11 protein-coding genes are annotated in these 25599 nt (G+C 44.6%); 6 read left to right on the forward strand and 5 right to left on the reverse strand.

Going from position 1 to position 25599, the window contains the following annotated elements; all coding sequences use genetic code 11:
* The first annotated feature begins 5 nt into the window (after positions 1-5).
* A complete protein-coding gene (locus tag MMU07_RS05105; protein WP_241124759.1) occupies positions 6-15194 on the forward strand; it encodes a YDG domain-containing protein in 15189 nt (5062 codons plus the stop codon).
* 722 nt (positions 15195-15916) lie between these two features.
* On the opposite strand, the gene MMU07_RS05110 is transcribed toward MMU07_RS05105, so the two are convergent.
* Positions 15917-16822, reverse strand: coding sequence for a glutamate--tRNA ligase family protein (locus MMU07_RS05110; protein WP_241124760.1), 906 nt, complete (start codon positions 16820-16822; stop codon positions 15917-15919).
* 79 nt (positions 16823-16901) lie between these two features.
* Between MMU07_RS05110 and MMU07_RS05115 the strand changes: the two genes are divergently transcribed.
* Both MMU07_RS05115 and MMU07_RS05120 read left to right on the forward strand, forming a co-directional pair.
* A complete protein-coding gene (locus MMU07_RS05115; RefSeq protein WP_241124761.1) occupies positions 16902-17597 on the forward strand; it encodes a DUF6503 family protein in 696 nt (231 codons plus the stop codon).
* Positions 17598-17652: 55 nt separating this feature from the next.
* The gene (locus tag MMU07_RS05120) at positions 17653-18399 is read left to right on the forward strand and encodes a hypothetical protein (RefSeq protein ID WP_241124762.1); all 747 of its coding nucleotides are present in this window, start codon (positions 17653-17655) and stop codon (positions 18397-18399) included.
* Between the two features lie 290 nt (positions 18400-18689).
* Here the strand turns inward: MMU07_RS05120 and MMU07_RS05125 are convergent, their stop codons facing one another.
* Positions 18690-19169 (reverse strand): DUF4442 domain-containing protein, encoded by a 480-nt coding sequence (locus tag MMU07_RS05125; protein ID WP_241124763.1) that lies wholly within the window; start codon positions 19167-19169, stop codon positions 18690-18692.
* Positions 19170-19267: 98 nt separating this feature from the next.
* Between MMU07_RS05125 and MMU07_RS05130 the strand changes: the two genes are divergently transcribed.
* Entirely contained in the window at positions 19268-20071 is an 804-nt protein-coding gene (locus tag MMU07_RS05130) for a M48 family metallopeptidase (protein WP_241124764.1), read from the forward strand.
* Positions 20072-20149: 78 nt separating this feature from the next.
* On the opposite strand, the gene MMU07_RS05135 is transcribed toward MMU07_RS05130, so the two are convergent.
* Positions 20150-20956, reverse strand: coding sequence for a 3'-5' exonuclease (locus tag MMU07_RS05135; protein ID WP_241124765.1), 807 nt, complete (start codon positions 20954-20956; stop codon positions 20150-20152).
* Positions 20956-22329 (reverse strand): UDP-N-acetylmuramate--L-alanine ligase, encoded by a 1374-nt coding sequence (locus tag MMU07_RS05140; RefSeq protein WP_241124766.1) that lies wholly within the window; start codon positions 22327-22329, stop codon positions 20956-20958. Before MMU07_RS05140 ends, MMU07_RS05135 begins: the two co-directional genes overlap by 1 nt.
* A 242-nt stretch (positions 22330-22571) precedes the next feature.
* On the opposite strand from MMU07_RS05140, the gene dnaB reads away from it, so the two are divergent.
* Entirely contained in the window at positions 22572-24161 is a 1590-nt protein-coding gene (gene dnaB, locus MMU07_RS05145; protein ID WP_241124767.1) for a replicative DNA helicase, read from the forward strand.
* A gap of 65 nt (positions 24162-24226) precedes the next feature.
* Complete coding sequence (locus tag MMU07_RS05150) at positions 24227-25231, forward strand: quinone oxidoreductase family protein (protein WP_241124768.1); 1005 nt, start codon at positions 24227-24229, stop codon at positions 25229-25231.
* Here the strand turns inward: MMU07_RS05150 and MMU07_RS05155 are convergent.
* Positions 25225-25533, reverse strand: coding sequence for a tetratricopeptide repeat protein (locus MMU07_RS05155; protein ID WP_241124769.1), 309 nt, complete (start codon positions 25531-25533; stop codon positions 25225-25227). The two genes, MMU07_RS05150 and MMU07_RS05155, sit on opposite strands and share 7 nt — an antisense overlap.
* Positions 25534-25599: the final 66 nt, after the last annotated feature.

A 25599-nucleotide genomic window follows, 5' to 3' on the forward strand; every position in this document is an offset into this window, starting at 1 on the left:
AAAGTATGAAAAAGCCCGACACCCAAAATTTCAAGTTCTTTGGAGCAAAACCACCCCATTCATTTTTTAGAAAGCCCGGTTCCTACCTGTTGGTTTTCTTATCCTTATGGATCAGTTTGTTTGCGACTCCTACCCAAGCTCAGGATGAATCTCCTTTGGAATGGACAGCTCGTGAAATTAGTCAGAGTACAGGAACTATTCTCCGATCAATTACTTGGGGAGGGCCTGCTGGTCAGGAGCTGTTCGTTGCTGTTGGTCAAAATATGGTATTGACTTCACCAGATGGAATCATCTGGACTCCCCGAAACGCTGGCGTTAACAATAATTGGACTTCCGTGACTTGGGGAGGCCCTGTTGGTGCTGAGTTGTTTGTCGCAGTGTCCAATTCATTTAGTTCGACGGTGGTGATTACCTCACCGGATGGCATTACTTGGATCCCCCAGGACTCTCCAGACGCTGCTACTTGGTCTTCTGTGACTTGGGGAGGCCCTGCGGGTAATGAGGTCTTTGTTGCGGTTGGTAGGAATGGTTTCCTTAAACAAGCGATGACCTCACCGGATGGTATTAACTGGACAACCCGAAACACTCCCGAAAATTATTGGTCCTCTGTGACTTGGGGAGGACCTGCTGGTCAGAAATTGTTTGTCGCGGTTTCGGATTTTGCTACGAGTGATGTGATGACCTCACCGGATGGCATCACTTGGAATCTCCGGTTATCTCCTAGAGGTTTTAATTGGCCTTCTGTGACCTGGGGAGGCCCTGCTGGTCAGGAGTTGTTTGTTGCAGTATCCAATATTGGCAGTGGTAACCGAGTGATGACTTCACCGGATGGGATTACTTGGACCACCCGAACCTCTGCCAGTGATAATAATTGGTCTTCAGTGACTTGGGGAGGCCCTGCAGGTCGGGAGTTGTTCGTTGCAGTTGCCAAGTCAGGCACTGGTAACCGTGTGATGACTTCACCGGATGGGATCACTTGGACGTCTGGTGCCTCTGCCGACCTATCTTGGAGTTCAGTTGCTTGGGGAGGGTCTGCTAGTCGGGGTAGCTTCGTTGCAGTTGCTGAGCAACCATTGAATCTAAGTGATATTTCGTATCAAGCGATGACTGGGGTTTATCCAGGCCCTCCTTTAGCTGTCGATCCCATAGCTATACTTACCAATACCACCGCAAAAGTATCCGCTAGTTTGGGTGATCCGGGAGATTTGGTGGTGAGTGAGAAAGGCTTGATTTTCATCGATACGCTCATTTCACAAAATCCACTTCTGGAGACGAGTGGAATTGAAAAAATCGTGGATGCCTCCACAGCTACAGGAAATTTTGAGGGCTCGCTGAGTGGCCTTTCACCAAATAAGGTCTATGTCGTAAAAGGCTATGCCAAAACTTCCGATGGTCAGGTATTCTATAGTAAACCGACCTTCTTTTCCACGAATACAGCTCCTTCATTTACCCATCAATTAACCGATGGAATACTGAATCTTTCGGTGGTTGAAAATACTTCGGCTGTTTTGGATATTCTGGTATCTGATCCTGATCAGGGACAGACCTTAAGTTTTATCCTTCAGGGCCCCGATGCAGGACTTTTTGAGTTCAATCCAACAACAAAGAAGTTGAGCTTCAAGACCGCACCGGACTTTGAAGATCCAAAAGATCAAAATAAGGACAACAGTTACGAATTGGTGCTGAAGGCTACCGACAATTCTGATTCACCAAAAACAAGTCAATTAGCTCTGAGGGTAACAGTTACCAATGAAGCTGAAAAGCCGCTGATTCAAAATTTATCCTTCCCGGATCTTGGTGTAAGTGGCGCCAAGCTCACCGCAACAATCATCCACAACGGAGGTGGTGGAGCGGTCACTGCTTTAGGATTTGTGCTGAGTCCCATGTCGGTTAATCCAGACTCTCAGTTGGAGGGTTTAGGAGTCACGATCCTTAATTCGGGAGTTTCAATAGGTGAATTTTCTCAAATAGTCTCTGAACTCGAAAGTAAGACTGTTTATGCAGTCAGGGCATTTGCACGAAATGCAGAGGGAATAGTATATACTTTGCCAGGCAGCTTAACCACCGGCGATGCAGCGACTTCAGGTCCGGTGATTTCCTATCCTGCTATCCCTGTATTTAAAATCGGGACTGAGTTATCTGCATTGATACCGCAGTCTATTGGTAGTACCGTCCCGGCTGGTCCATACAGAAAAACAGAAACCCTAGCAGGCAACGGCACCACAGGCAATGTAAACGGCACAGGAGCAGCTGCAAGGTTTAACCGTCCCTTTGGAATGGTGGCCGATCAGCAGGGCAATGTCTATATCGCCGATATGGATAATCATACCATCCGAAAAATGACTCCGGCGGGTGAAGTGACCACCTTGGCAGGTACTGCCGGTCAGGCTAACTTTACGGATGGGATCGGTGCAGCGGCACGTTTCCGTAATCCAACAGCCCTGGCCCTGGATCCCACAGACAAATTTTTATACATCGCCGATCGTCTCAATCATCGGATACGGATGCTGGATCTGACCACCGGTGCGGTGACCACCCTTGCCGGTACCGGTACTGATGCCTTCCGGGACAACTTGGCCGATGGAAGTCTGGCTTCTTTCAATCAGCCATCTGCCCTTGCAGTAGATCCTCAAGGCAACTTGGTCGTGACCGATCAATTTAACCACCGGATCAGAAAGGTTTTGAACAATTCCGCTTTACCAGCTGGAGGAAATGCCTTGAACTTCGATGGGGTAAATGATCTGGTAGAAATTTCAAACGAAAGCAGATTTGACTTTACCACAGCCATGACGGTAGAGGCTTGGGTGCGGGTTTCTTCCTTTACTAGGGCTTGGCAGACCATCGTGGCCAAGGGAGACAATTCCTGGAGACTCTCCAGAGAAAATAACGGTAACCGCCTGGAATTTGCGGTGAGTACTGCTGGCGGTGTCCGTGTAGTGACGGGCAACCTGAACGTGAATGACGGCAAATGGCATCACGTGGCTGCAACTTTTGATGGGACCAATATCCGGCTTTTTGTGGATGGAGTTTTGGAAAACACGACCTCTTTTGCAAGTACCACCATCAGCAATTCTGATTTTAATGTGTCGATCGGTCAAAACCTACAGCAGACCAACCGACTGTGGCATGGGTCAATAGACGAAGTCCGCATTTGGAATCAGGCACTTGGCGAAAACGCCATCCGTCAATCGATGCTCGCTCCTGTAAACGGGAACGAATCTGGCCTTATCGCAGCTTATGACTTCAACCAGGGAGTAGCCGATGGGTCAAATACAGTAATCACCTCCCTGACCAATAAGACAGCTACCAGTGGACTAAACGGCGAATTGAAAAACTTTGGACTGTCCAGTACCACATCCAACTGGGTACCCGGAAGGACTTTGGCCACCTGGAGAGTAGAGACACTTGCAGGTAATGGAACTGCCGGATTGGTGGATGGTCCCGCTTTAACTACCGCAAGGATGAATCAGCCTACCGGTATTGCTGTTGGTCCAAACGGAGAAATTTACTTCTCTTCCAAGGAAGAGGACCGTGTCCGCAAACTAACAGACGGCGTCATATCCACTGTAGCCGGTGGAGGTGCCAACGGAATTGATGGCTTAGGCAGCAGCGCCAACTTCAACGATCCCTATCACCTGGAAATAGACAGGGCGGGCAATCTCTTTGTAGCAGATGCCAACAATCACCGAATCCGTAGAATCACTCCGACGGGAGAGGTAAGTTCCCTAGCTGGTTCGATGATTTCTGCTTCAGGCAATGAGGATGGAATCGGAAATAGTGCCCGTTTCAATAACCCTGGAGGCTTGGCCTTGGATGATCTTGGCAACCTATACGTGGCCGAGTTTGGAGCGCATCGTATCCGAAAGATCAACCTGAATGGCTACGAACTGACCGGAAATCTTCCCAAAGGGATACTTTTTGATCCGGTAACTGGAGGATTTTCAGGAACGCCGACAGAAATCTCCTTGTCCACGCATTACCGCTCTGATTTTGAATCGGGAGTAGCGTTTGTCGGAGAAAACGGAACCATCACCCCCACCTTGGTGGATAATGCGGCTATTGCCGGGGGAGTACTCCGTTTTACCCCACCTGTCAACAACCAAAAAGGAGGGATTACTATACCTGCATCAGGCAAAAATGCCGGAGAGCTCGGAGTGGATTTCCAGATGATCACCGGCAAGACCACAGGAGGCGCTGATGGCTTGAGTTATAGTTTTGCGGCTGATGCAAATGCGGCAGCTACAAGTCCAAATGCCGAAATCGGTACCGGTTCGGGTCTTTCCCTTTCTTTCAATACCTTCTCGGGGGGAATCCGCCTGTACTATGGTGCAGGTAAAGCACAGACCAACACGGTAGGTCAAACCGGATTGATTGCCTACAGTGCGGATAATTCCTGGAGAGGAAAGTCCGTCGAGGTCAGCTTGAGAGTATTCAAGGATTCAGCCTCCGTTTATGTGGGAGATGTCTTGGTATTCAACAAGATTCCCTTGCCGAAAGCCTACTCAGATGCTGACAAATCCACTTGGAAGCATGCGTTCAGGTCTAGAACAGGGGGATTCAATGACATCCATGCAATCGACGGACTTGCGATAGGTCATGGCTATGGTGAAACGCAGCTGCAGGTAAGAGCGCAGAATGATAAGGGCAGCTATTTGACCGATACAAAACTGCGGGTAGGAAGTGTACCCGAACTGACCACACAAAAAGTCGAAAAGATCACCTCCAACTCCGCCGAATCAGGTTTGATCCGAAGCTTTGACGGGAATTTCCCTGTGACCAAGCAGGGGCTGATCTGGGGAACAAGTGCGGGGCTGACCTTGGAAAATGCCTTGGGTAAAACCGAACAAGATATTTCTCAGAATACGTTGGTGTCGGCGATCACGGGACTCGAGGATTTGACCACCTACTATGTCCGTGCCTATGCAGAGAACTCACTTGGTGTAGGCTATGGGGAAGAATTCGTCTTCACCACGCTTTTATCGCCACCAATTATCCGATATGCCAAGTCCAGCTATACGGTTGGAAAAGACCAAGCGGTAAATCTTTCCGTCACCAACTCGGGAGGTAGAGTTCCTGAGGGTTTTCTAGGAGTGACCACGCTGGCAGGATCTACAATGGGATTTGCAGACGGTCAGGGTACAGCAGCGCAATTTAATGCACCCGTTGGAGTTGCCTTGGATGCTTTGGGTAATGTGTATGTAGCAGATCAGAACAATAATAGGATCCGGAAAATAACTCCTCAGGGACTGGTCAGTACACTGGCAGGATCTGCAGCGGGATTTGCAGACGGTCAGGGTGCAGCAGCGCAATTTAGTAGTCCTACTGGAGTTGCCTTGGATGCTTTTGGTAATGTGTACGTAGCAGATTTTTTAAATAATCGGATCCGGAAAATAACCCCTGCGGGAGGGGTCAGTACGGTGGCAGGAGGAATTTTTTTTGGAGATACAGACGGACCTGGCTCTGCAGCTCGATTGCAGAATCCTGCGAGTGTGGTTTCAGATGCATTAGGAAATCTGTATGTGGCTGATCGAACCATCCATCGGATCCGAAAAATAACCCCTGAGGGATTTGTCAGTACACTGGCAGGATCTACATCGGGATTTGCAGACGGTCAGGGTACAGCAGCGCAATTTCGTAGTCCTCAAGGAGTTGCCTTGGATGCTTTAGGTAATGTGTATGTAAGTGATCAAATCAATCATCGGATCCGAAAAATAACCCCAGAGGGACTGGTCAGTACACTGGCAGGATCTACAGTGGGATTTGCAGACGGTCAGGGTCCAGCAGCGCAATTTACTCAACCTCACGGAGTTGCCTTGGATGCCTTGGGTAATGTGTATGTAGGAGATAATTTAAATCATCGGATCCGGAAAATAACTCCTGAGGGACTGGTCAGTACACTGGCAGGATCTACACAGGGAATTGCAAACGGTCAGGTTACAGCAGCGCGATTTAATACACCCAGAGGGATTGCCTTGGATGCTTTGGGTAATGTGTATGTAGCAGATTGGGCTAATCACCGTATCCGGAAAATCTCATTGGGCTGGTCTATCTCGCCTTCACTTCCGGCAGGATTGACGCTCGGTCCGGACGGCATTATCATAGGAACACCTACTGCACTAAGTCCGGAAATAGAATATACCCTCACCGCAGTGAATAGTGCAGGATCGGGTTCATTTACCTTTAAACTGGGAGTTTTTGAAATCGGTCTTTCTGATCTGACAGTCTCGGCCGGTACGCTTACTCCGGCTTTTAATCCGGATGTGCTAAGCTATTCCGTCAGGGCTGATGCGGCTTTGAGCGAGATTGCGTTTACAGCCACCGAATTTTTAACAGGATCTACCATCGAGTGGAAATCAGGAGAGGGCTCGTTTAGTACCCTCGCTTCAGGTACGGCTTCTCCTTCGATCACATTAGTAGAAGGGGCTAATCTGATTAGCATCAAAGTGACAAGTGCAGATCAGCGTAGCAGCAAGACGTACACCTTGAACGTGCTAAAGCCCGTGACTCCGCCTGCGATCAGCTACACCCCAAGCCTAATCCTGCCATTGAATCAGGTCATGACTCCCCTGAGTCCAAACAATACGGGCGGAGCTGTTCCACCGGGTAACCAGATAATTGTCAGCACACTAGCAGGATCTACTTCTGGATTTGCAAACGGAATTGGCTCTGCTGCTCAATTTCAAGGTCCTATTAGTTTAGCGGTGGATGCTTCAGGAAATGTGTATGTAGCAGATGTGGAAAATCATCGGATCCGCAAAATAACTCCTGAGGGAGGGGTCAGTACACTGGCAGGATCTTCTGATGGATTTGCAGACGGTCAGGGTACAGCAGCGCAATTTAATCAGCCCGGTGGAGTTTCATTGGATATTTTGGGTAATGTGTATGTAGCAGATGCGGGTAATAGCCGTATCCGGAAAATAACCCCTGCGGGCCAGGTCAGTACACTGGCAGGATCTTCTGCTCGGGGGGGAGCTCAAGACGGTCAGGGTACGGCAGCGCAATTTCGTAGACCCGTTGGAGTTGCCTTGGATGCTTCGGGTAATGTGTATGTAGCAGATCAGAACAATCATAGGATCCGGAAAATAACCCCTGCGGGAGTGGTCAGTACGCTGGCAGGGTCTACAGCGGGATTTTCAGACGGTCAGGGTACAGCAGCGCAATTTAATACACCTTTCGGAGTTTCATTGGATACCTTGGGTAATGTGTATGTAGCAGATTTTTTAAATAATCGGATCCGGAAAATAACCCCTGAGGGACTGGTCAGTACGCTGGCAGGATCTACACGGGGATTTTCAGACGGTCAGGGTACAGCAGCGCAATTTAGTAGTCCTACTGGAGTTGCCTTGGATGCTTTGGGCAATGTGTATGTAGCAGATGTGGGAAATCATCGGATCCGCAAAATAACTCCTGCGGGAGGGGTCAGTACACTGGCAGGATCTACAACGGGATTTGCAGACGGATTTGGCTCTGCAGCACGATTTTCATCGCCAAGAGATATTGCCTTGGATTTTATCGGGAATATTTATGTGGCGGATCAATCAAATCATAGGATTCGAAAGATAGAGATGCCAACCTGGTCTGTTTCTCCTGCACTCCCTGCTGGCTTGATCCTGAATGCAGACGGTAGTATTTCAGGTACCCCGACTGCGCTGTCCTCAGCTACTGATTACGTGGTGACCGGCAAAAATGCCGGCGGATCATCCAGCTACACTATCCGTATTCAGGTCACCTCGGGACCTACGGATGGCCTTCAAAATCTGCAGCTATCTGAGGGAAGTCTAAGCCCTACCTTTTCGGGTTCGATTTTCAACTATCAGGTGCAAGTACCTGCTACGGTGGAGAGCATCCGGTTTACCCCGACCGCTGTCAATACCACCGCTGTACTCACACTCAACAGTGCAGCTGTCAACAACGCTGCTCAGTCAGGAGCCTATCCGCTCAATTTTGGACCGAATACTTTCACTTGGGTCGTCACCGAGACGAACCAAACAATAAAGACCTACACGGTCGTAGTTACCCGTGCTTTGGCACCGCCTACCAATGAGATCCTCTGGGAAGGAACTGGCAGCAGAAACTGGACTTCTGATGGTAACTGGAAAGGCAACAGCCGTCCTGCCTCAGGAGCAGACGTGAAATTCAGCCCTACAGCGGCAAACGACCTCGAAGTGGATGATGACTTGATTGCGGGTACCATCGATTTCAATGGAAGTGATAAAAAAGTAGTCTTAGCCAATAACTCTTTGACGGCTTCTGGCTTTGCAGGCCGTTCTGCTTCCAATTTTGTACAGATAACGGGTCAGGGTAGATTGAAGATCTTGATCAAAACAAGTGTGAAGGCACTATATCCTATAGGTAATCAAAACTACACTCCGGTGTCTATTACGAATAAAGCAGGTCAATCTTTTGAGTTTAGCGTAGGCTTGGCTACCGAAGTGCTGGATCAGGGCACCACAGGGAATGCAATTCCAAATGCAAGAATCAAACGTACCTGGGATATCAGTAATGAAGCCAACTCTGTAGGCGGTTCAGGGATTGATCTGGAGTTTAGCTGGACGGCGGCTGAGGATACAGGCGTAAAAAGTCCTGCACTCTACCACTACGAAAATGGAGCCTGGACGAAGCTGGATGCTTCAAAAACCACGGTGGATCTGAGCAGTAGAATTTTGATCTACAAAGCTTATATCGGCAGTCTGTCGCCATTTGCGATCTATGATGAGCTGCCGACAGAGACGCAGCTGACGATCAGTACACCTACTCTGACCAAAACCAAGGTTTATGATGGCACTACTACTGCGGCAATCACTGCAGGGACACTCTCCGGTGTCGCTAATGGCGATGTGGTGACCGTATCGGCTGTGGCCACGTATGACAACGCACTGGCAGGTACAGGCAAAACCATCCGGGTAGTCTATACCCTGGGCGGTGCAGATGCAGGCAAATACCTCAAACCTATAGATGAAGAATATACTGATGGGGAGATTACCAAAGTCCAGTTGACGGCTACTGCGGCTACAGTGATGACCGGCAAGGTATATGATGGATTGACTAAGGCTTCTGTAACCGCAGGCACACTGTCCGGTGTATTAGACGGAGAAACGGTGAGTTTGATTGCCACTGCGGCTTATGACAATGACACGGCAGGTACCAGCAAAACCATTACGGTAAGCTACTCTTTGAATGGTCCGGATGCCGGGAATTACCTTCCGCCGGTGGATGAGGAAGTACTTGGAGAAATTACCAAAGCACCACTGCTCGTCAAGGTGAAGGCGGACGCTAAATTTATAGGACAAACAGATCCAACAGCATTTAATGGAGCAACCCTGACAGGTTTTGTAAATGGCGAGTCTGAGGAAGACTTGGGAGGAAGTTTGACAATCGCAAGGTGTAATCCTGCCGAAAATGCAGTTGGGGAATTTATTGCCGTGCTCAGAGGCTCAGGCTTTACCTCTGATAATTATGAAATTACGTATGTAGACGGAGATTTTTCTATCCTTCCGGCAGATGCCTTATTGGTAAAGTTGGAATCTGCCAAGACTACTTACTCAGAGGATCCTGTTTATACCATCAGCAGTGCGGGGTACTTTAGCTCCACCAATGAGCAACTGGTGGATCTGATCTCCTCTGCGACGATCACCGGCATTTCCGTAGGGGTATTGGATAGTTTTGAATCTTCTTCCTTTACCTTGGAAGTCCTCAATCCACAAAGTAGCACTTCAGGTACACTCAAGGCAGGTAGCTATACAATAGGGTTTAAAGATGAACAGCTTTCATCGAATGTGACCTCGCTGAAAGTGCTTGGAACGCTGGAGGTGACTCCGAGTGCGCTTCAGGCGCCGCTTGCTGCCGGAGATTCGAAGGAATACGATGGTACCCGTGATATGGTCGGTGTAAGAGTCGAGCCATCTGGAGTACTCACCGATGATGTGGTGACACTTTCCTTCGGATCAGCGCTTTATTCTGGTGCTTCCGCAGGATCACAGAATTATAGGGTGGATGGAATCACGCTGAGCGGAGCGGATGCAGCCAACTATACGATTGATGCCCAGCTTACCGGACAGGGTCAGATTTCTGCCAAAGCACTGACATTTAATGGTACTACGGTGACAAAGGTAAAGGCTTACGATGGTACCACAGCAGCAGCAGTCAGCGTGGGTTGGGTATCGGGCATAGCGAATCAGGATGTGGTGAATGTGAAACCAAGTGCGCAATACGTAGACAAGTTTGCCGGAAAGAACAAAACTATCAACCTGAGCTATGCACTGGAAGGCCCTGCTTCAGGCAATTATTCGGCTCCTGATGGAGAGACCTTTACTGACGGGGAAATTACCCGGAAGGCTTTAACCGTAACCGATCCTACCCTAGTCTTGAGAAAGGCCTATGACGGAACCCGAAATGCAGCTGTCGAAGCAGGAAGCTTGCTCGGTTTGGTTGAAGGAGACAATGTAACAGTTACAGCAAGTGCCCTTTATGACAATGCTTCAGTAGGCACGGGCAAGACGATTACGGTGAATTACTCGCTTTCCGGTTCGGATACGCTGAATTATCAGACTACGCTACAGGAATTTGTGACCAATCAAGGGGAGATCTTTGCTACAGGTCCTATACAGTTGCTGATCACTGAACCACAACTGACCTTGTCTAAGGACTATGACGGTACAGCAAGTGCCGCAGTTCAGGCCGGAAACCTAATTGGGTTGGCTGATGGTGCAGACGTGAAAGTGACAGCTGCGGCAGTATATGAAAATGCACAGTCCGGCACAGGTAAAAAGATCACGGTAAGCTACGAACTGACCGGTACGGACGCGGCAGACTATATCGCTCCTCCTGTCTATGTAGTTACAAACGGAGAAATAAAGAAGATTCAGCTTACTATCACGGAACCGACCGTGATTACGAGCAAGGTGTTTGATGGAAATACCACCGCCGCGATCGTATCCTTGGGTACGGTGACAGGAGTACTTGTAGGGGAAGATGTGACCGTCAAGGGCAATGCTGCCTATGAAGACAGTCAGGTAGGTATGGACAAGACGATCACGGTGAGCTATACTCTTGATGGAGCAGCTATAGCCAATTATTTGGCTCCAGAATCCGATATCATCACTACAGGAGAAATCAAGGAAGCAATTAACGACCTTGACGGTGATGGCATTCCTGATGAAGATGATCCGGATACAGATGGAGACGGGATAGACAATATCACCGAGCAACAGGTGCCCAGTGCGACAGGTACCGGATTGGGTGATGGAAATGGTGACGGAATTCCGGATTACCTGCAGGCCCATGTGGTCTCTTTCAAGAGTGCCGAGCTGGGCATTCGCAATACAGAACAGTTTGTGACCTTGGCTACACCTGTTGGACCCTATATCTTCAGTGAAGTAACCTCTGAAAAGAGACCTGCGGGCTTGGCACGAAGTGTATCTTCCCGATTGCCTTTTGGGGTGACCAAATTTACCCTAAGCGGTTTGCAATCCGGGCAAGCTATCACGCTGTCTGTCTTTGTGGATAAAACTTCTGCTTTGACGGGATATTTCAAGCAAGCGACCGGACAGACAGTCTGGACCAACTTAATGAGTGGAGGTATTTCCACTTTGGCCAACAAGAGGTCCTTATCATTCAGCATCTCTGACAATGGGATATATGATCTGGATCCCTCCAATGGTGTGTTGAAAGACCCGGGTCTGATCACCACTTATCCGATGATTTCGAGTAACGGTGGAGAAGAAGAAGCGGAAATTTCTATCAAAGAAAATCAGCTTGTCGTTACTACCGTAGAAGCTTCCGACGAGGAGTCTAGCACCTTCACCTTTGGGATTGAAATGGGCGCAGATGAGTTGCTTTTTGAAATCGATGAGAACACAGGTGAGCTAAGGTTCAAAACTGCCCCTGATTTTGAGAATCCTTCGGATGCAGATCAGGACAATGTGTATGAACTCATTGTGAATGCCTTTGCCAGCAATGGCACCATCGATAGACAGCAGTTATTTATCACAGTTGAAGATGACAATGATTCCCCTTCATTCATATCTCCTGAGGGAGGGATAGCCTATCTGAGGGGATTGGTAGAATTTGAGGATGAAGCATCTGCTTCGTCCACGGATGAGAATCCGGGAGATGACATGCTTGGAGTAGGGTTCAACGGTGAAAATACCCTTGATTTGTTGAGCCTGTTTGAAGACCAGGATCAGGTTGGAGGAAACTCCATGACCGGAATTGCCATCAGTGAAAACATCGCTGATGCCGATACGGAAGGGGTTTGGGAGTACTCCACGGATCTGGATGCACAAGTTTGGTATCCGATCGGAGCGGTGTCAAGGGATAATGCATTGCTGTTGGATTTGGAGGCCTTTATCAGGTTTGTTCCTGTACCTAACTACTTTGGCAGTCCAATAGGCCTGAAAGTCCATCCGGTGGACGGGTCGGGAGCCACAGTAGCTCCGGAGATCAATTCAGCCGGAGGCACAGCTTGGACCTTCGACACTGAGAAGAAGTATTATACCGATCTCAACGAGGATGCTATCAACTCTTCTGTCGGCGTTAATGCCATTGAGGTCAATATAATTGTGGAGGGCACAGAAGATCTGCCCGAGGCGAAAGAGGTGGCGACCACAGGAACAGCGATTGTTGAAGAAAAGCTGACGGGAACTTATACTTATCAGGATGTGGACGGAGATTCCGAATCGGGTACCGAGTTGGCTTGGTTCCAGTCCGCTACCGGATTGGAGGATAGTTGGACTCAGATTTCAGGCGCAATCGGCACAGAATTTACGTTGACACTGTCAGAGGTGAATCAATACATCCGATTTGGAGTAAGGCCAAATGATGGCAAAGCCTTTGGAGAATGGAGTTACAGTGAGAAAGTAGGGCCGGTAATTCCGAAAGGAAAGATTCAGTTGAGCATCAGTGCACCGGAGGTGACGCTGAGCAAGGAATACGACCGAACCAATACCGCCCTGTCAACAGCAGGTTTGCTTTCGGGACTGATTCCTGGTGATGAGGTAACCGTAACTGCCACTGCGACCTATGCAGATGCAAATGCGGGAACGGATAAAACCATCACAGTTACTTATACGCTATCTGGCAGGGATGCAGAAAAGTATTTGGCTCCGACAGACGATCAGTTTACTGGTATTATTACAGCCAAAGCCCTTACCATTACTGCCGATGACAAGCAGAAGATCTATGGTGAGGAGAATCCAACGCTGACCTTCAGCTATGCAGGTTTGGTAAACGGCGATACGAAAGTGGCTACTGAACCAAGCATCAATACGACTGCGACTCAGACTTCGAATGTGGGTACTTATCCAATCACGCTAACCGGCGGATCAGACGACAATTATGACATCGAGCTGAAAGCCGGTACACTGACCGTAGGCAAAGCGAAGGTGACCATTACCGCCGATGACAAGCAGAGGGCATTCGGAGAAGCCAATCCAACGCTGACCTTCAGCTATGCAGGTTTGGTAAACGGCGATACGAAAGTGGCTACTGAACCAAGCATCAATACGACTGCGACTCAGACTTCGAATGTGGGTACTTATCCAATCACGCTAACCGGCGGATCAGACGACAATTATGACATCGAGCTGAAAGCCGGTACACTGACCGTAGGCAAAGCGAAGGTGACCATTACCGCCGATGACAAGCAGAGGGCATTCGGAGAAGCCAATCCAACGCTGACCTTCAGCTATGCAGGTTTGCTAAACGGCGATACGAAAGTGGCTACTGAACCAAGCATCAACACGACTGCGACTCAGACTTCGAATGTGGGTACTTATCCAATCACGCTAACCGGCGGCTCAGACGACAATTACGATATCGAGCTAGTTAACGGAACGCTAACTGTGATTCAAAGTGAAGCTACGTTGGCCATCACAAGTTTTACTTTGGTCAATGCAAGGACGAATAAGGATATTCTAACACTGACAAACGGTCTTCAGATCAGCCAAGATCAGGTACAGGGACTGCTCCTCAATATCAGGGCAAACACCAATCCATCGGTAGTCGGAAGTGTTTACTTCACGATCTCGGGTCCTGTAAACCGTACTGTAACTGAAAATGTCGTACCGTATGCACTATTCGGAGACAACAACGGCAATTACAATGGCCGTACACTCCCTGTCGGTAATTATACCCTGACAGCAATGGCTTATTCGATATCCAGGAGGAGAGGGACAGCGGGTAAGGTTTCTTCTATACAGTTCTCCATTGTACCTACACCTGTTTCAGTGACGGGTATAACCACTACACCTTCGACCTCTTCACTTATTGTAGGAAAAACCCTGCAGGTGACAGCAACGGTCTTGCCTTCAAATGCGACCAACAAGGCTGTGGTATGGGCTACTTCCGACCCGGCTGTGGCTTCAGTAAGTGAAAGGGGTTTAGTGACAGCTCTCAGTCCGGGAGTTACCACGGTCACTGCCACGACACTGGATGGTAATTTCTCTTCCACAACTTTGGTGACAGTCTCCCAAAGTAACCCATCTTTAAGCATCGAAAGCTTTACTTTGGTCAATGCAAGGACGAATAAGGATATCCTAACACTGACAAATGGTCTTCAGATCAGCCAAGATCAGGTACAGGGGCTGCTCCTCAATATCAGGGCAAACACCAATCCATCGGTTGTCGGAAGTGTTTACTTCACGATCTCGGGTCCTGTAAACCGTACTGTAACTGAAAATGTCGTACCGTATGCGCTATTCGGAGACAATAACGGCAATTACAATGGCCGTACACTCCCTGCCGGTAATTATACCCTGACAGCAATGGCCTATTCTAGATCCAAGAGGAGAGGGACAGCAGGACCGCTCAGTACGATTACCTTCTCTATTGTTAAAAATGCATTTAGGACAGCAAATGAAGAAGGCAACACAGATGAACCTGCAGGTGAGGTGATGGAGAAAGAAAGCCCGAATACAAAAGAAGTTCAAGCTCCCCATACACTGAAAGCCTTCCCTAATCCTATTCAGGATGGCAGAGTGAGCATTGTAGATAGTAGGTTTAATGAGGGAATGGTGAAGTATGTCCTATACAGCATCAATGGAGTGAAACTTACCGATGGGCAGGCTGAGATCGGTGAAGGTAAAACCATCCTTCTGGATTTCTCCGGACCTGTGACCCAGGCCGGGATGTACATCCTGATTTTGGACTATGATAAATACCTTGCTCCACAGCGTGTTCACCTGATCTTTGAATGATGGTTAACACTCGGTAAAAACCCGAACATTGGGAAAATAGGTTAAACAAAAACCTGGGTAAACCCGGCCTCCAAATTGGTGGTCAGGTTTGCTCAGGTTTTTTTTGGATAATTTGAATGCATTGGTATTAAAAATCAAATGCGAATTATTGTGAGATGATTTTCACATCTTTATTGGATAGAGGCAGTTAATTCCTAAGAATTAACTTATGTTCAATTTTGGAAAAAGATTGTAAATATTGATATTCTCTCTTTCAATAAGTTCAAATTCATATACTAAAAATCTGCTTTAAATAATTAAATAAGCTGGCTTTTTTAAACTTAGATTTTTAGCCAATGAAGATTAAGCCTATACAATAACATTATTTATGATTAAACTGGCTTCGAAATCTGAAACCTGACCCTTGGAACCTAATTTGGCATTTGTCATTTCCTGTGCCTTGGGAAAAGACAATATGGAAACCTTAGATTTCTAATTCTGGTAGATTTTAAGCCTAATCGGCAAAATCGGAATATCAGCTGCTACCAATGAATGACAGTATCGATGAATTTGATTTTCTCGCTTATAAAGTAGTCAAGAATCATCTTTCAATAACAAATAGCGGTGAAAGATGATTCCTTTTATTAAGATTTTCGATTATTTTAGTTTCAAGAAATTCAAAAAAAACCACACCAAATCACAGATATCCAGGTCGTAGTGAAGAAGAATTTCTGATGACCGTCCTAAAAGAGTTTATCTATTGACGGACTTGGAATAAGCAAACCACCAAATTCCTCCAGATTTTTTGGTCTTTGTTCTAGCCCGATAGCTTCAGCTATCATCCCGAAAATTTCTTCTTTTTTCTTGCCTGTTTTTCTAAGCAATTGGATGGAAGTCACATCTGAAGATTTTGAAAGCTTTTGGCTGTTTGGACCTTGGATAAGGGGGTGATGATAAAAGGTGTTTCCGGCAAAGTTATTCTCTGGTAGAAATTTGGACAGATATACTTGTGCAATCGTGGAACCCCACAGGTCCTTGCCCCGGACGATGAGATCCACGCCATAATGGATGTCATCTACGAGAGATGTCAATTGATAGGAAGGCATGGTATCTTTCTTTCTGACAACAAAATCCGTCAGGATGCCGGGAAGTTTTCCATTTACGATTCCAAGATTAAGCTCTTTGAATGGGACATCCATGTGCATTTTTGCTTTGATTCTCCAAGTGATCTCAGTTTGATCAAAAGGCAGGTTTCTTCTCAAGCAAAACCCTGTATAATATCCCTTTGGGTTCATTTTTTCGATTTTCTTGCGGCTGCAGTCACAGGCAAACAGGACCTTTTTATTCCTCAATTCCTCAAGTGCTTGGTTGTACAAAGGCAAGCGGTGGATTTGGGCATGGTGCTGTTCAAAATCCGTCAGATCTCTCGGGCCTAGGTCGTATGGGATTTCCAAAAAATCAAGTGAATCAAAAATATCCTGAACAAACCTGGGCTTATACCTTTCACGGTCAAGGTCATCAATTCTCAGTAAAACCTTCGCTCCGTGTTTTTTAGCCAAATGATGGGTGATGATAAATGAATAGATATTTCCGATATGGAGAAACCCACTTGGTGTGGGAGCAAATCTTGTCAATTTGAATTCAAGCATGGGTTGGTATTGATGAAATAAGGTACTTTGAAATCTTTTTTGTAACTAGTTTGGGATTTTGCTGACAGCCTAAAAGAAAATGAAGAACTTTCACCATCTCTCCTTATCATTAGTATTTATCCTCGTATTTTGCTTTGGATCTTGTGACTCAAAGCTAACGGGAATTAAGTTAATTCAAAAATCCATCGAATACCATGATCCAAAGGGACAATGGCAAGAATTGAACAGGGTTTTTTATTTTGCAGATTCCCGTCCCGGTAAGCCATCAAGACAGTATACCGTAAAGATAGATCTTCCGGCGAATTATTTTAAGTATATCAACAGCAACGAAAACCTTGTTTTTGAGGTAGATGGTGAGAACTGCATCGGCTCGGAACAGGGAAGTAAAGACTGTGAAAGGGCCTTGATGCTCCGCAATTATTATGGGTACCTTTGGGGATTGCCAATGAAATTAAAAGACAAAGGAACAGAGATTGACAACGAATACAAAGTGGAAGATTTGAATGGAATAGAATTCTTTGTGGTCCGTGTACCCTATGAAAAGGACGTTTGGTATTTTTACTTTCATCCCAATACTTACGCGCTAATGGCTTACAAATTTTATAAAGACGAAGAAAAAAAGATAGGAGAAATCATTTACCTCAAAGAGCAAGTTATTGTGGGGGAAATGAATATTCCTTCAGAACGTTCTTGGTTCAGAACAGAAAATAATGAGTTTTTAGGAACGGATTTTCTTTTAAAAACAGAGGACCCATTAAGAAATATGCAGGATTAATATCTTTTAACCATTTGGATTTTTCAAACTGCCAGTCTGGAATTAAATTCGGACTGTGAAAAAATACCTGCTCGCTCTCTTTATTTTCATTGCCTCTGCCCAGATCAAAGTTTTTTCCCAAGTTCTTACAGGGAATGTGCTTGATGGATTGGACAAAGGTTTTTTGGATAAAGTATGGGTCATTAACCTTCATAACAAGGACAGTAGCCTGACCAATGAAAGGGGATATTTTAGGGTAAAAGCCAAAGAAGGAGACACCATTTTAATTCCAAAAGCATACTATATTCCCAAAATTCTGATCGCAGGGAAAGAGAAACACATTCTGACAGACATTTATTTGGATGCCAGGACTTTACCAAGATTTGACTTGTATGGGGATAGCTATATTATCCCATTTAAAGCTGGCAATCAATCCACAATGAGAGGCCTCTCAGACAGGCCTGCAGGACCCGGAAAGATTTATGCCGGATTGGCTAATAATCCTTCACTTCAACCAGGACTGACTTTGGATGGTCCTATATCTTATTTTATGAAAAGTGAAAGACAAAAAAGGCAATATGCCAGAAAGTTGGCATTTTTGGCAAGTCAGGAGGATTACCTAAAACTCATACAGTCTGATTCCGTAATGGCAGCCTTGAAATACGAATATAACCTGACGGACAAAGACCTTGATGGCTTGATTATTGAGTTTAACCTTCAAAACATCGACCATCAATTTGTGGGGATGGAATGGGAAAGAGTGGAAAAATTACTGATTGAATTTTTGGATAGCCGTGCCCTGCACAAAAGAAAAGAAGAATAAAAAAACCACTCCCGATGGAAGCGGTCTTTATGAACTTAAACTAGCATTTAGGCAATTATCTTATCTTCCTATTTGGAAATAAACCGACTTTTCAATTGGTGCCTGGATTCCCGATAACAAAACAAGAATTTTAGCTTATGAAAGATATTTGTTTTCTCTGAACCAGGACTTATTTGTAAAAGTTGAATCGATAGGCTTTTTTAATCATTTATACTATAAATATAAAAAATCAGTTGCATCCTTCAATATTTTGAAATATTGAATTTCTTAATACTTGGCCAAAGTTTTTTTTATAATCTCTTTTTAATAGACCATTTGACATAAAATCTGGCCACCATTTCTCCATGGGGATTGGTTCCCGTTGATATCATGGTTATTGTATTGCTTTCCCCGGTTTTCAAAGCATCTACCAAACTTTCCAATTCACGACCTTGATTACAGGTAAAAGACACTTTTTGGTTTGCCTTTTTGTGGTATTCTGCTCTAAAATCCACTACTAGCATGCTGAAGCTACCTTTGCCGGCCATACCCACCTGACACAGTGCGCCTGTACTCAATTCTGCAGCACCGGCCATTGCTGCAAAATAAATAGATTTAAATGGGTTTTGGCTTCTCCAAAAATAGGGGATGGTTACTGTACATTTTTCCAGGGACAAATCCTTGATTTTTAATCTCCAAAAGACCGCTGAAGGTAATTTGAACAACATTGCCCACCAGAAAATAAATGGATTGCTCATTCTGTCAATATGTTTTTTTGCTTCAGGGGTCATGGTTTTAGAATTAATTAGATTCAAATTAAGCAAAAAATTGAGATACCGTTTTTGATGTGGCATCTTTTTTGGTCAATTTTGAATTAAAATCAGAATGTATGTTTAAGAAGATAGCGTTTTTTATTGTGTTAGGGATATTTGTTTATTCCTGTGCCCAGGTTCCGATGAGTGGAAGGAGTCAGCTTGTCTTGGTTGACAATGCTGAATTACTTCCAATGGCTTTCGTAGAATACGATAAAGTTTTGAAAGAGGCAAAGGTAATTACCAACACCGCAGATGGTCAAATGGTAGTTAAAGTAGGTAAGCGTATCGCTTCTGCCGTAGAGGTATATATGAAGGCCAATGGTTTTGAAAAAGAACTTCAGGGATTCCAATGGGAATTTAACTTAATCCAAGAGGCAATCGTCAATGCTTGGTGTATGCCCGGAGGAAAAGTAGCTTTTTATACAGGAATCATTCCGGTCTGCCAAGATGAAGCAGGAATTGCCGTTGTAATGGGCCATGAGGTTGCCCATGCCATTGCAAGCCACGGAAGGGAAAGGATGTCAAATGGAATGCTGATGAATGGACTTCTTGGGACAGCACAGGCTGCTATGGGACAAAATCCAACATTGACCCAGAACCTCATGCTTCAGGCGTTTGGTGTAGGTGGCGAATTGAAAATGCTAAGTTTCAGTAGAAAACATGAATTAGAAGCCGACCAATTGGGCTTGAATTTCATGGCTTTGGCAGGATATGACCCAAGGGTGGCTCCGGCATTTTGGGAAAGAATGGAGAAAGCAGGTTCAGGTGAAGCTCCTCCCGAGTTTCTTTCCACACACCCGGGACCGAAGAGAAGAATTGATGAGTTGAATAAACAGATGCCAATTGCTTTGGAATATTATGAAAAAAGTAAAAAATAATTGGTACTTTCCTATAAAACAAAAAATGCAGCCTGATGAATTTCAGGCTGCATTTTTTGTTAACCAATTAACCAATAATTACCTCTGATTGAAACTTCTCAATTTGACTTGGGTAAATTTTCTTTTTGTATCCAAAGGAAAATCGCCTTTCATCATCCAATCATAATAGGAAGGTTCTTCTTTGAGAACATTTTCTATGGTTTTCCCTTTGTGTTTACCAAAATTGAAACATTCCTCTCCGTTTTCATTGAAAATAAATCTGCCTGCAAGGTCAACCATTTTTTCGTTGAGCAGGTTATGGATTTTCCTCATGTCGTTTTGGAAGACCCCCAATTTATTGCCTTGCAAATCTTCGGCTTCGTCCCCTTCATATTTTTCCATTTGGGCTTTGAAAACTTCGTAGGAAGCAATTGTGTCAGCCTCAGCACTATGGGCATTTTCAAGGGTTTTGCCGCAATAAAACTTATAGGCTGCAGAAAGATTTCTCTTTTCCATCAAGTGAAAAATCTTCTGAGAATCAAGGATATTTCTTTTATCAATGTCAAAATCAATCCCCGATCTAAGGAATTCTTCTACCAAAAGGGGAATATCAAATTTTAGCACATTGAAGCCTGCCAAATCAGCCCCTTCAAGAAATTGGTGCAACTCTCTGGAAAGAGATTTGAAGGTAGGAGAGTCTCTTACATCTTTATCATAAATACCATGAATGGCTGAACTTTCTGCAGGAATGGGAATGGTAGGGTTGATCAGAGAGGTTTTAGTTTCCTGCCTCCCGTTTGGGTGAACTTTCAGAATGGAAATTTCAACAATCCTATCTGTAGAAATATTAATGCCTGTGGACTCAAGGTCAAAAAATGCAATTGGTGTTTTTAGGTTAAGATTCATTAGGATTGGATTTGGTTAATTTTTGATTTCAGAAAAGATAAGTCCATGTCGTCATAGTTGCCAGAACTCATCAATAAAAGGTTGGTAGATAGGTAGATCTGTGATTCAAGAAAATGTTTCAGTTTTTCAATTTCCGTGAAAAGTAGGAGGTCTTTTCTTTTGAAAGCCTGTTGGAGTCTTTTTTCATCCATCAGTTCAAGCTTCTTCAAAGATACAGCTTTTGGATTTAAATAAATAACGGCGATATCAGCTAGGTCAAAGGTGTGGGCATAATTGTCCACAAACTCCTTATTCAATGAACTGTAGGTATGTAACTCTTGTACAGCTATCAATTTCCTTTCAGGAAACTGATTCTTGACTGCATTTACTGTAGCTTTCAATTTGGAAGGGGCGTGTGCAAAATCTCTAAAAAGAATGGATGTTTCTGATTTTGCTAATATTTCCTGTCTTTTTGCCGCTCCCTTAAATTCAGGAATGGCTTCATAAAACTCTGCTTTTGTCAGGCCAAGGGACTCGCAAATCTGAAGCGCACCCTGTAGGTTTTGGAGGTTGTGTTCACCGAAAATGTTTATTTCCACCTCATTTTCTTCAGTTACAAGCAAAGTCTTTCCTTCTCGGATTTTATAAGGGTGTGCTTTGTATGGAATCAGGTTGATCCTAGCAGGATCACATTTTAATCCCAAAGCATTGACATGTTCATCTTCTTGACAATAGATAAAGGTCCCTCCGTTTGGCGTCAAATTGGCCAAAATCTCAAATTGTTCTTTGTAGTTTTCGAAAGTTGGAAAAACATTAAAGTGATCCCAAGCAATACCACTCATAAGCAGAATGTCATGGTGGTAATGGAAAAACTTGGGCCTCCTGTCCAAGGGAGAAGTCAGGTATTCATCTCCCTCGATGATTATGATTGGTGCATCCGAAAGTTTGACCATCAGGTCAAATCCCTCAATCTGCGCGCCTACTAAGTAATCGAAATCCCATCCATGGTATTGCAGGACATGCAGGATCATGGATGTAATGGTGGTCTTGCCATGACTTCCCGATATGACCACCCTTTTTTTATCCTTACTTTGCTCGTATATAAATTCAGGAAAAGAATAAATCGGAATATTCAAATCTTTGGCTTTTTGTAGCTCCGGATTGTCTATCCTTGCATGCATGCCAAGGATAATTCCATCTAGGTCAGCTGTGATTTTGGAGGCAAACCAACCTTTTTCTTTTGGTAAGATCCCCGCTTTTTCCAATCTGCTTCTTGATGGTTCATAGATTTCATCATCTGAACCTGAGACCTCATATCCTTTGGCAACCATGGAAAGTGCCAGATTGTGCATGACTGCACCTCCAATAGCTATAAAATGATATTTCTTTGACATAGACTTTCTGCAAGTTCCAAAAGTAACAAATAGTGTTATTTTGAGTGGGTATAAACAGGATTAATTTTTAAGATTGAAAGCGATGTGTTTTTTCAATCAGAATCAGTGCCTTTGAAAAAAAATTGTCATTATACAAGCTTGTCTTAGCTAATAAACTGATTATGTGTACGTTATAAAAGGTGTTGATAACAAGTGTATAAATTGTTCAAAAACATAAAGCCAAAGCATTTACTTTTGTTGTTATGGCAGACAATAAACCTACAGGAAAAGACAGGATCACAAACAGAAGAAAACCGGAGCTGGGACTTACTTCAGGAATGGGAAAATTACCTCCTCAGGCAACAGATTTGGAAGAGGCTGTATTGGGTGCTTTGATGCTGGAAAAGGACGCTTTGACTGCTGTGGTTGATATCTTGAAGCCTGAAAGTTTTTATAAAGAATCACATAAAGTAATTTTCTCTGCCATACTTGATCTTTTTTCAGATAGCCAACCGATAGATTTACTTACGGTCACCAACCAGCTCCGAAAAAAGGGACAGTTGGAAATGGCAGGAGGGGCTTTTTTCATAACTGAACTGACCTCAAGGGTATCCTCAGCTGCCAATATTGAATACCATGCCAGGATTGTGACTGAACAATCCATGAAAAGGGACATTATCAGTATTGCCTCGGAGGTCCAAAGGGAAGCATTCGAAGACACGACGGATGTTTTTGAGCTATTGGATAAAATGGAACAATCACTTTTTCAGATTTCGGAACAAAATATCCGCAAGAACTATTCAGATATGCGTTCCATTCTCAAAGAAGCGATCACAGAGTTGGAATCTAAAAAAGGCCAAAAGGATGGTTTGACAGGAGTTCCAAGTGGTTTTACGGCATTGGATAGGGTAACTTCGGGATGGCAAAAATCAGATTTGGTGATCATCGCTGCCCGACCTGCGATGGGTAAAACCGCATTTGTTCTTTCGGTATTGAGAAATGCGGCTGTAGACCACAACCGACCGGTGGCAATATTTTCTTTAGAAATGTCCTCTATCCAATTGGTCAATCGTCTGATTTCCTCAGAAGCTGAACTTGATTCTGAAAAAATAAAAAAAGGAAATCTTGCTGAATATGAATGGGAGCAGTTGGTGCACAAAACAGGGAAGCTTTCCAAAGCGCCTCTTTTTGTAGATGACACCCCCGCACTTTCCATATTGGAACTCAGGGCAAAATGTCGAAAACTTAAGGCCCAACATGATATTCAGATGATTGTGATAGATTATCTTCAGTTGATGTCAGGCGATAATAAGTCGGGTGGACAAGGAGGAAATAGAGAACAAGAAATAGCAAGTATATCCAGGGCATTGAAGAAAATCGCAAAAGAACTGAGCGTGCCTGTGATTGCCTTGTCGCAGTTGTCAAGAGCTGTGGAAACAAGAGGGGGCGACAAGCGTCCTCAGCTATCGGATTTGAGGGAATCGGGAGCGATAGAGCAAGATGCGGATATGGTAATGTTCTTATACAGACCTGAATATTACGGGATTACGGAGGATGAAGATGGTAATTCTACAGCCGGTGTGGGAGAAGTTATCATTGCAAAGCACAGAAACGGTTCTTTGGACACGGTAAAACTCAGGTTTATCGGAAAATATACCAAGTTTACCGACCTCGAAATGAACATACCATATAAAGCCCAGGAACCGCTATATGGTCATAAATTTCCAAGTGGTTCTTCCGGACAGGCCTTTGAATCAGGTAATACCATCCGGCTATCAAGCAAAGCCAATGGTGGGGACTTGGATGATACATTTCCGGGAGGATTGGGTAGCGGTAAACCTGCCCCATTTTAAATTGAGGAATTGATATTTGTTTTTTTTATTTACCAATAAAATTTCCATTAAGGAAAGACAGAAACTTGAAAGCCATAATTCTCAATAGAACACTCCCCGAAGGGATAGAAACTGCGGACATAAGATTAGAAGCTTTGGCTCCCGATGAAGTCAAAATTCAAATAAAATCGGCTGCACTCAACCATCGGGATGAGTGGTGTCGTCAGGGAAAATATGCCAATTTGCGTGATGGCATTATCTTGGGTTCTGACGCTGCAGGAATTGTGGTGGAAGCGGGCCAAGAAGTTGATGCTTCTTGGTTGGGAAAGGAAGTGATCATCAATCCTGCCTCCGATTGGGGAGAAAATGAATATGTGCAGTCCAAAACTTTTAAGATAATTGGCATGCCAGACCATGGAACCTTGGGGGAATATATTCAGGTCAAGTCAGATAGAATTCACCTTAAACCCGATCATTTGAATTGGGATGAGGCTGCTGCTTTGCCTTTGGGAGCCGTCACGGCTTATAGGGCTTTGTTTAGACAGGGAGAAATCCAATCCACAGATAATGTTTTGGTTACAGGATTTGGAGGAGGTGTTGCCCAATTTGGGGTTCAGTTTGCATTAAGTCTAGGTGCGCAAGTGTATATAAGCAGTAGCAGCGAAGAAAAAATGCAAAAGGCTTTGAATTTGGGGTGTTCAGGTGCTTTTGATTACCGAGAAGAAAATTGGGCAGAAAAGGCACTTGCCGACACAGGGGGCTTTGATTTGATTTTGGACAGTGCCATGGGAGATACGTTGAATAACCTTATTAAGGTGACAAAACCAGGAGGAAGGATTGTTTTTTATGGCGCCACAAGAGGAAATGCATCGGGTTTTGAAAGTAGAAGAATATTTTGGAATCAGATCAAATTGATCGGCAGTACCATGGGAAACGATGAGGATTTTGATGGTATGCTGAGTTTTGTCAGCAAGAAAAAAATTGTCCCAATAATCGATCAAATTTTCAACCTTGATGATTCAGTTAAAGCATTTGAAAAGATGAAAGAAGGTAAACAAATGGGCAAAATTGTGATCAGGGTTACTCAGTAAAGATCGTTTTCAAACAAAAAATTCTGAAAACTGTTTTTAAGTTCTTTGGTAGCTTTTTCATCCCTTTGTGATTCAGCCAAGAGTATTCCTTTTTCGTAGATCACTTTGGAGAAATGTGTGTCTCCCAAATCAGCAAAGTATGCAGCTGCATGAAAATAAGTAGGCAGGTAATCAGGGAATTCCTCCAAAAGTTTTTTGAAATGAAAAGTAGCTGAATCTTGATCAAATTCAATAAATTCCAAAGCAAGTGCATATAAATTGAAGGGATTTTCAGGTTCTTCTTCAACAAATGATCTTAACATTTCAATACGGGCCACTTTGGACATGAATTCTTTTTTATATTATATCCTAATTACTAAATTCACACA

Origin of the sequence: Cognataquiflexum nitidum (assembly GCF_022538055.1) — a bacterium.
Lineage (GTDB): Bacteria > Bacteroidota > Bacteroidia > Cytophagales > Cyclobacteriaceae > Cognataquiflexum > Cognataquiflexum nitidum.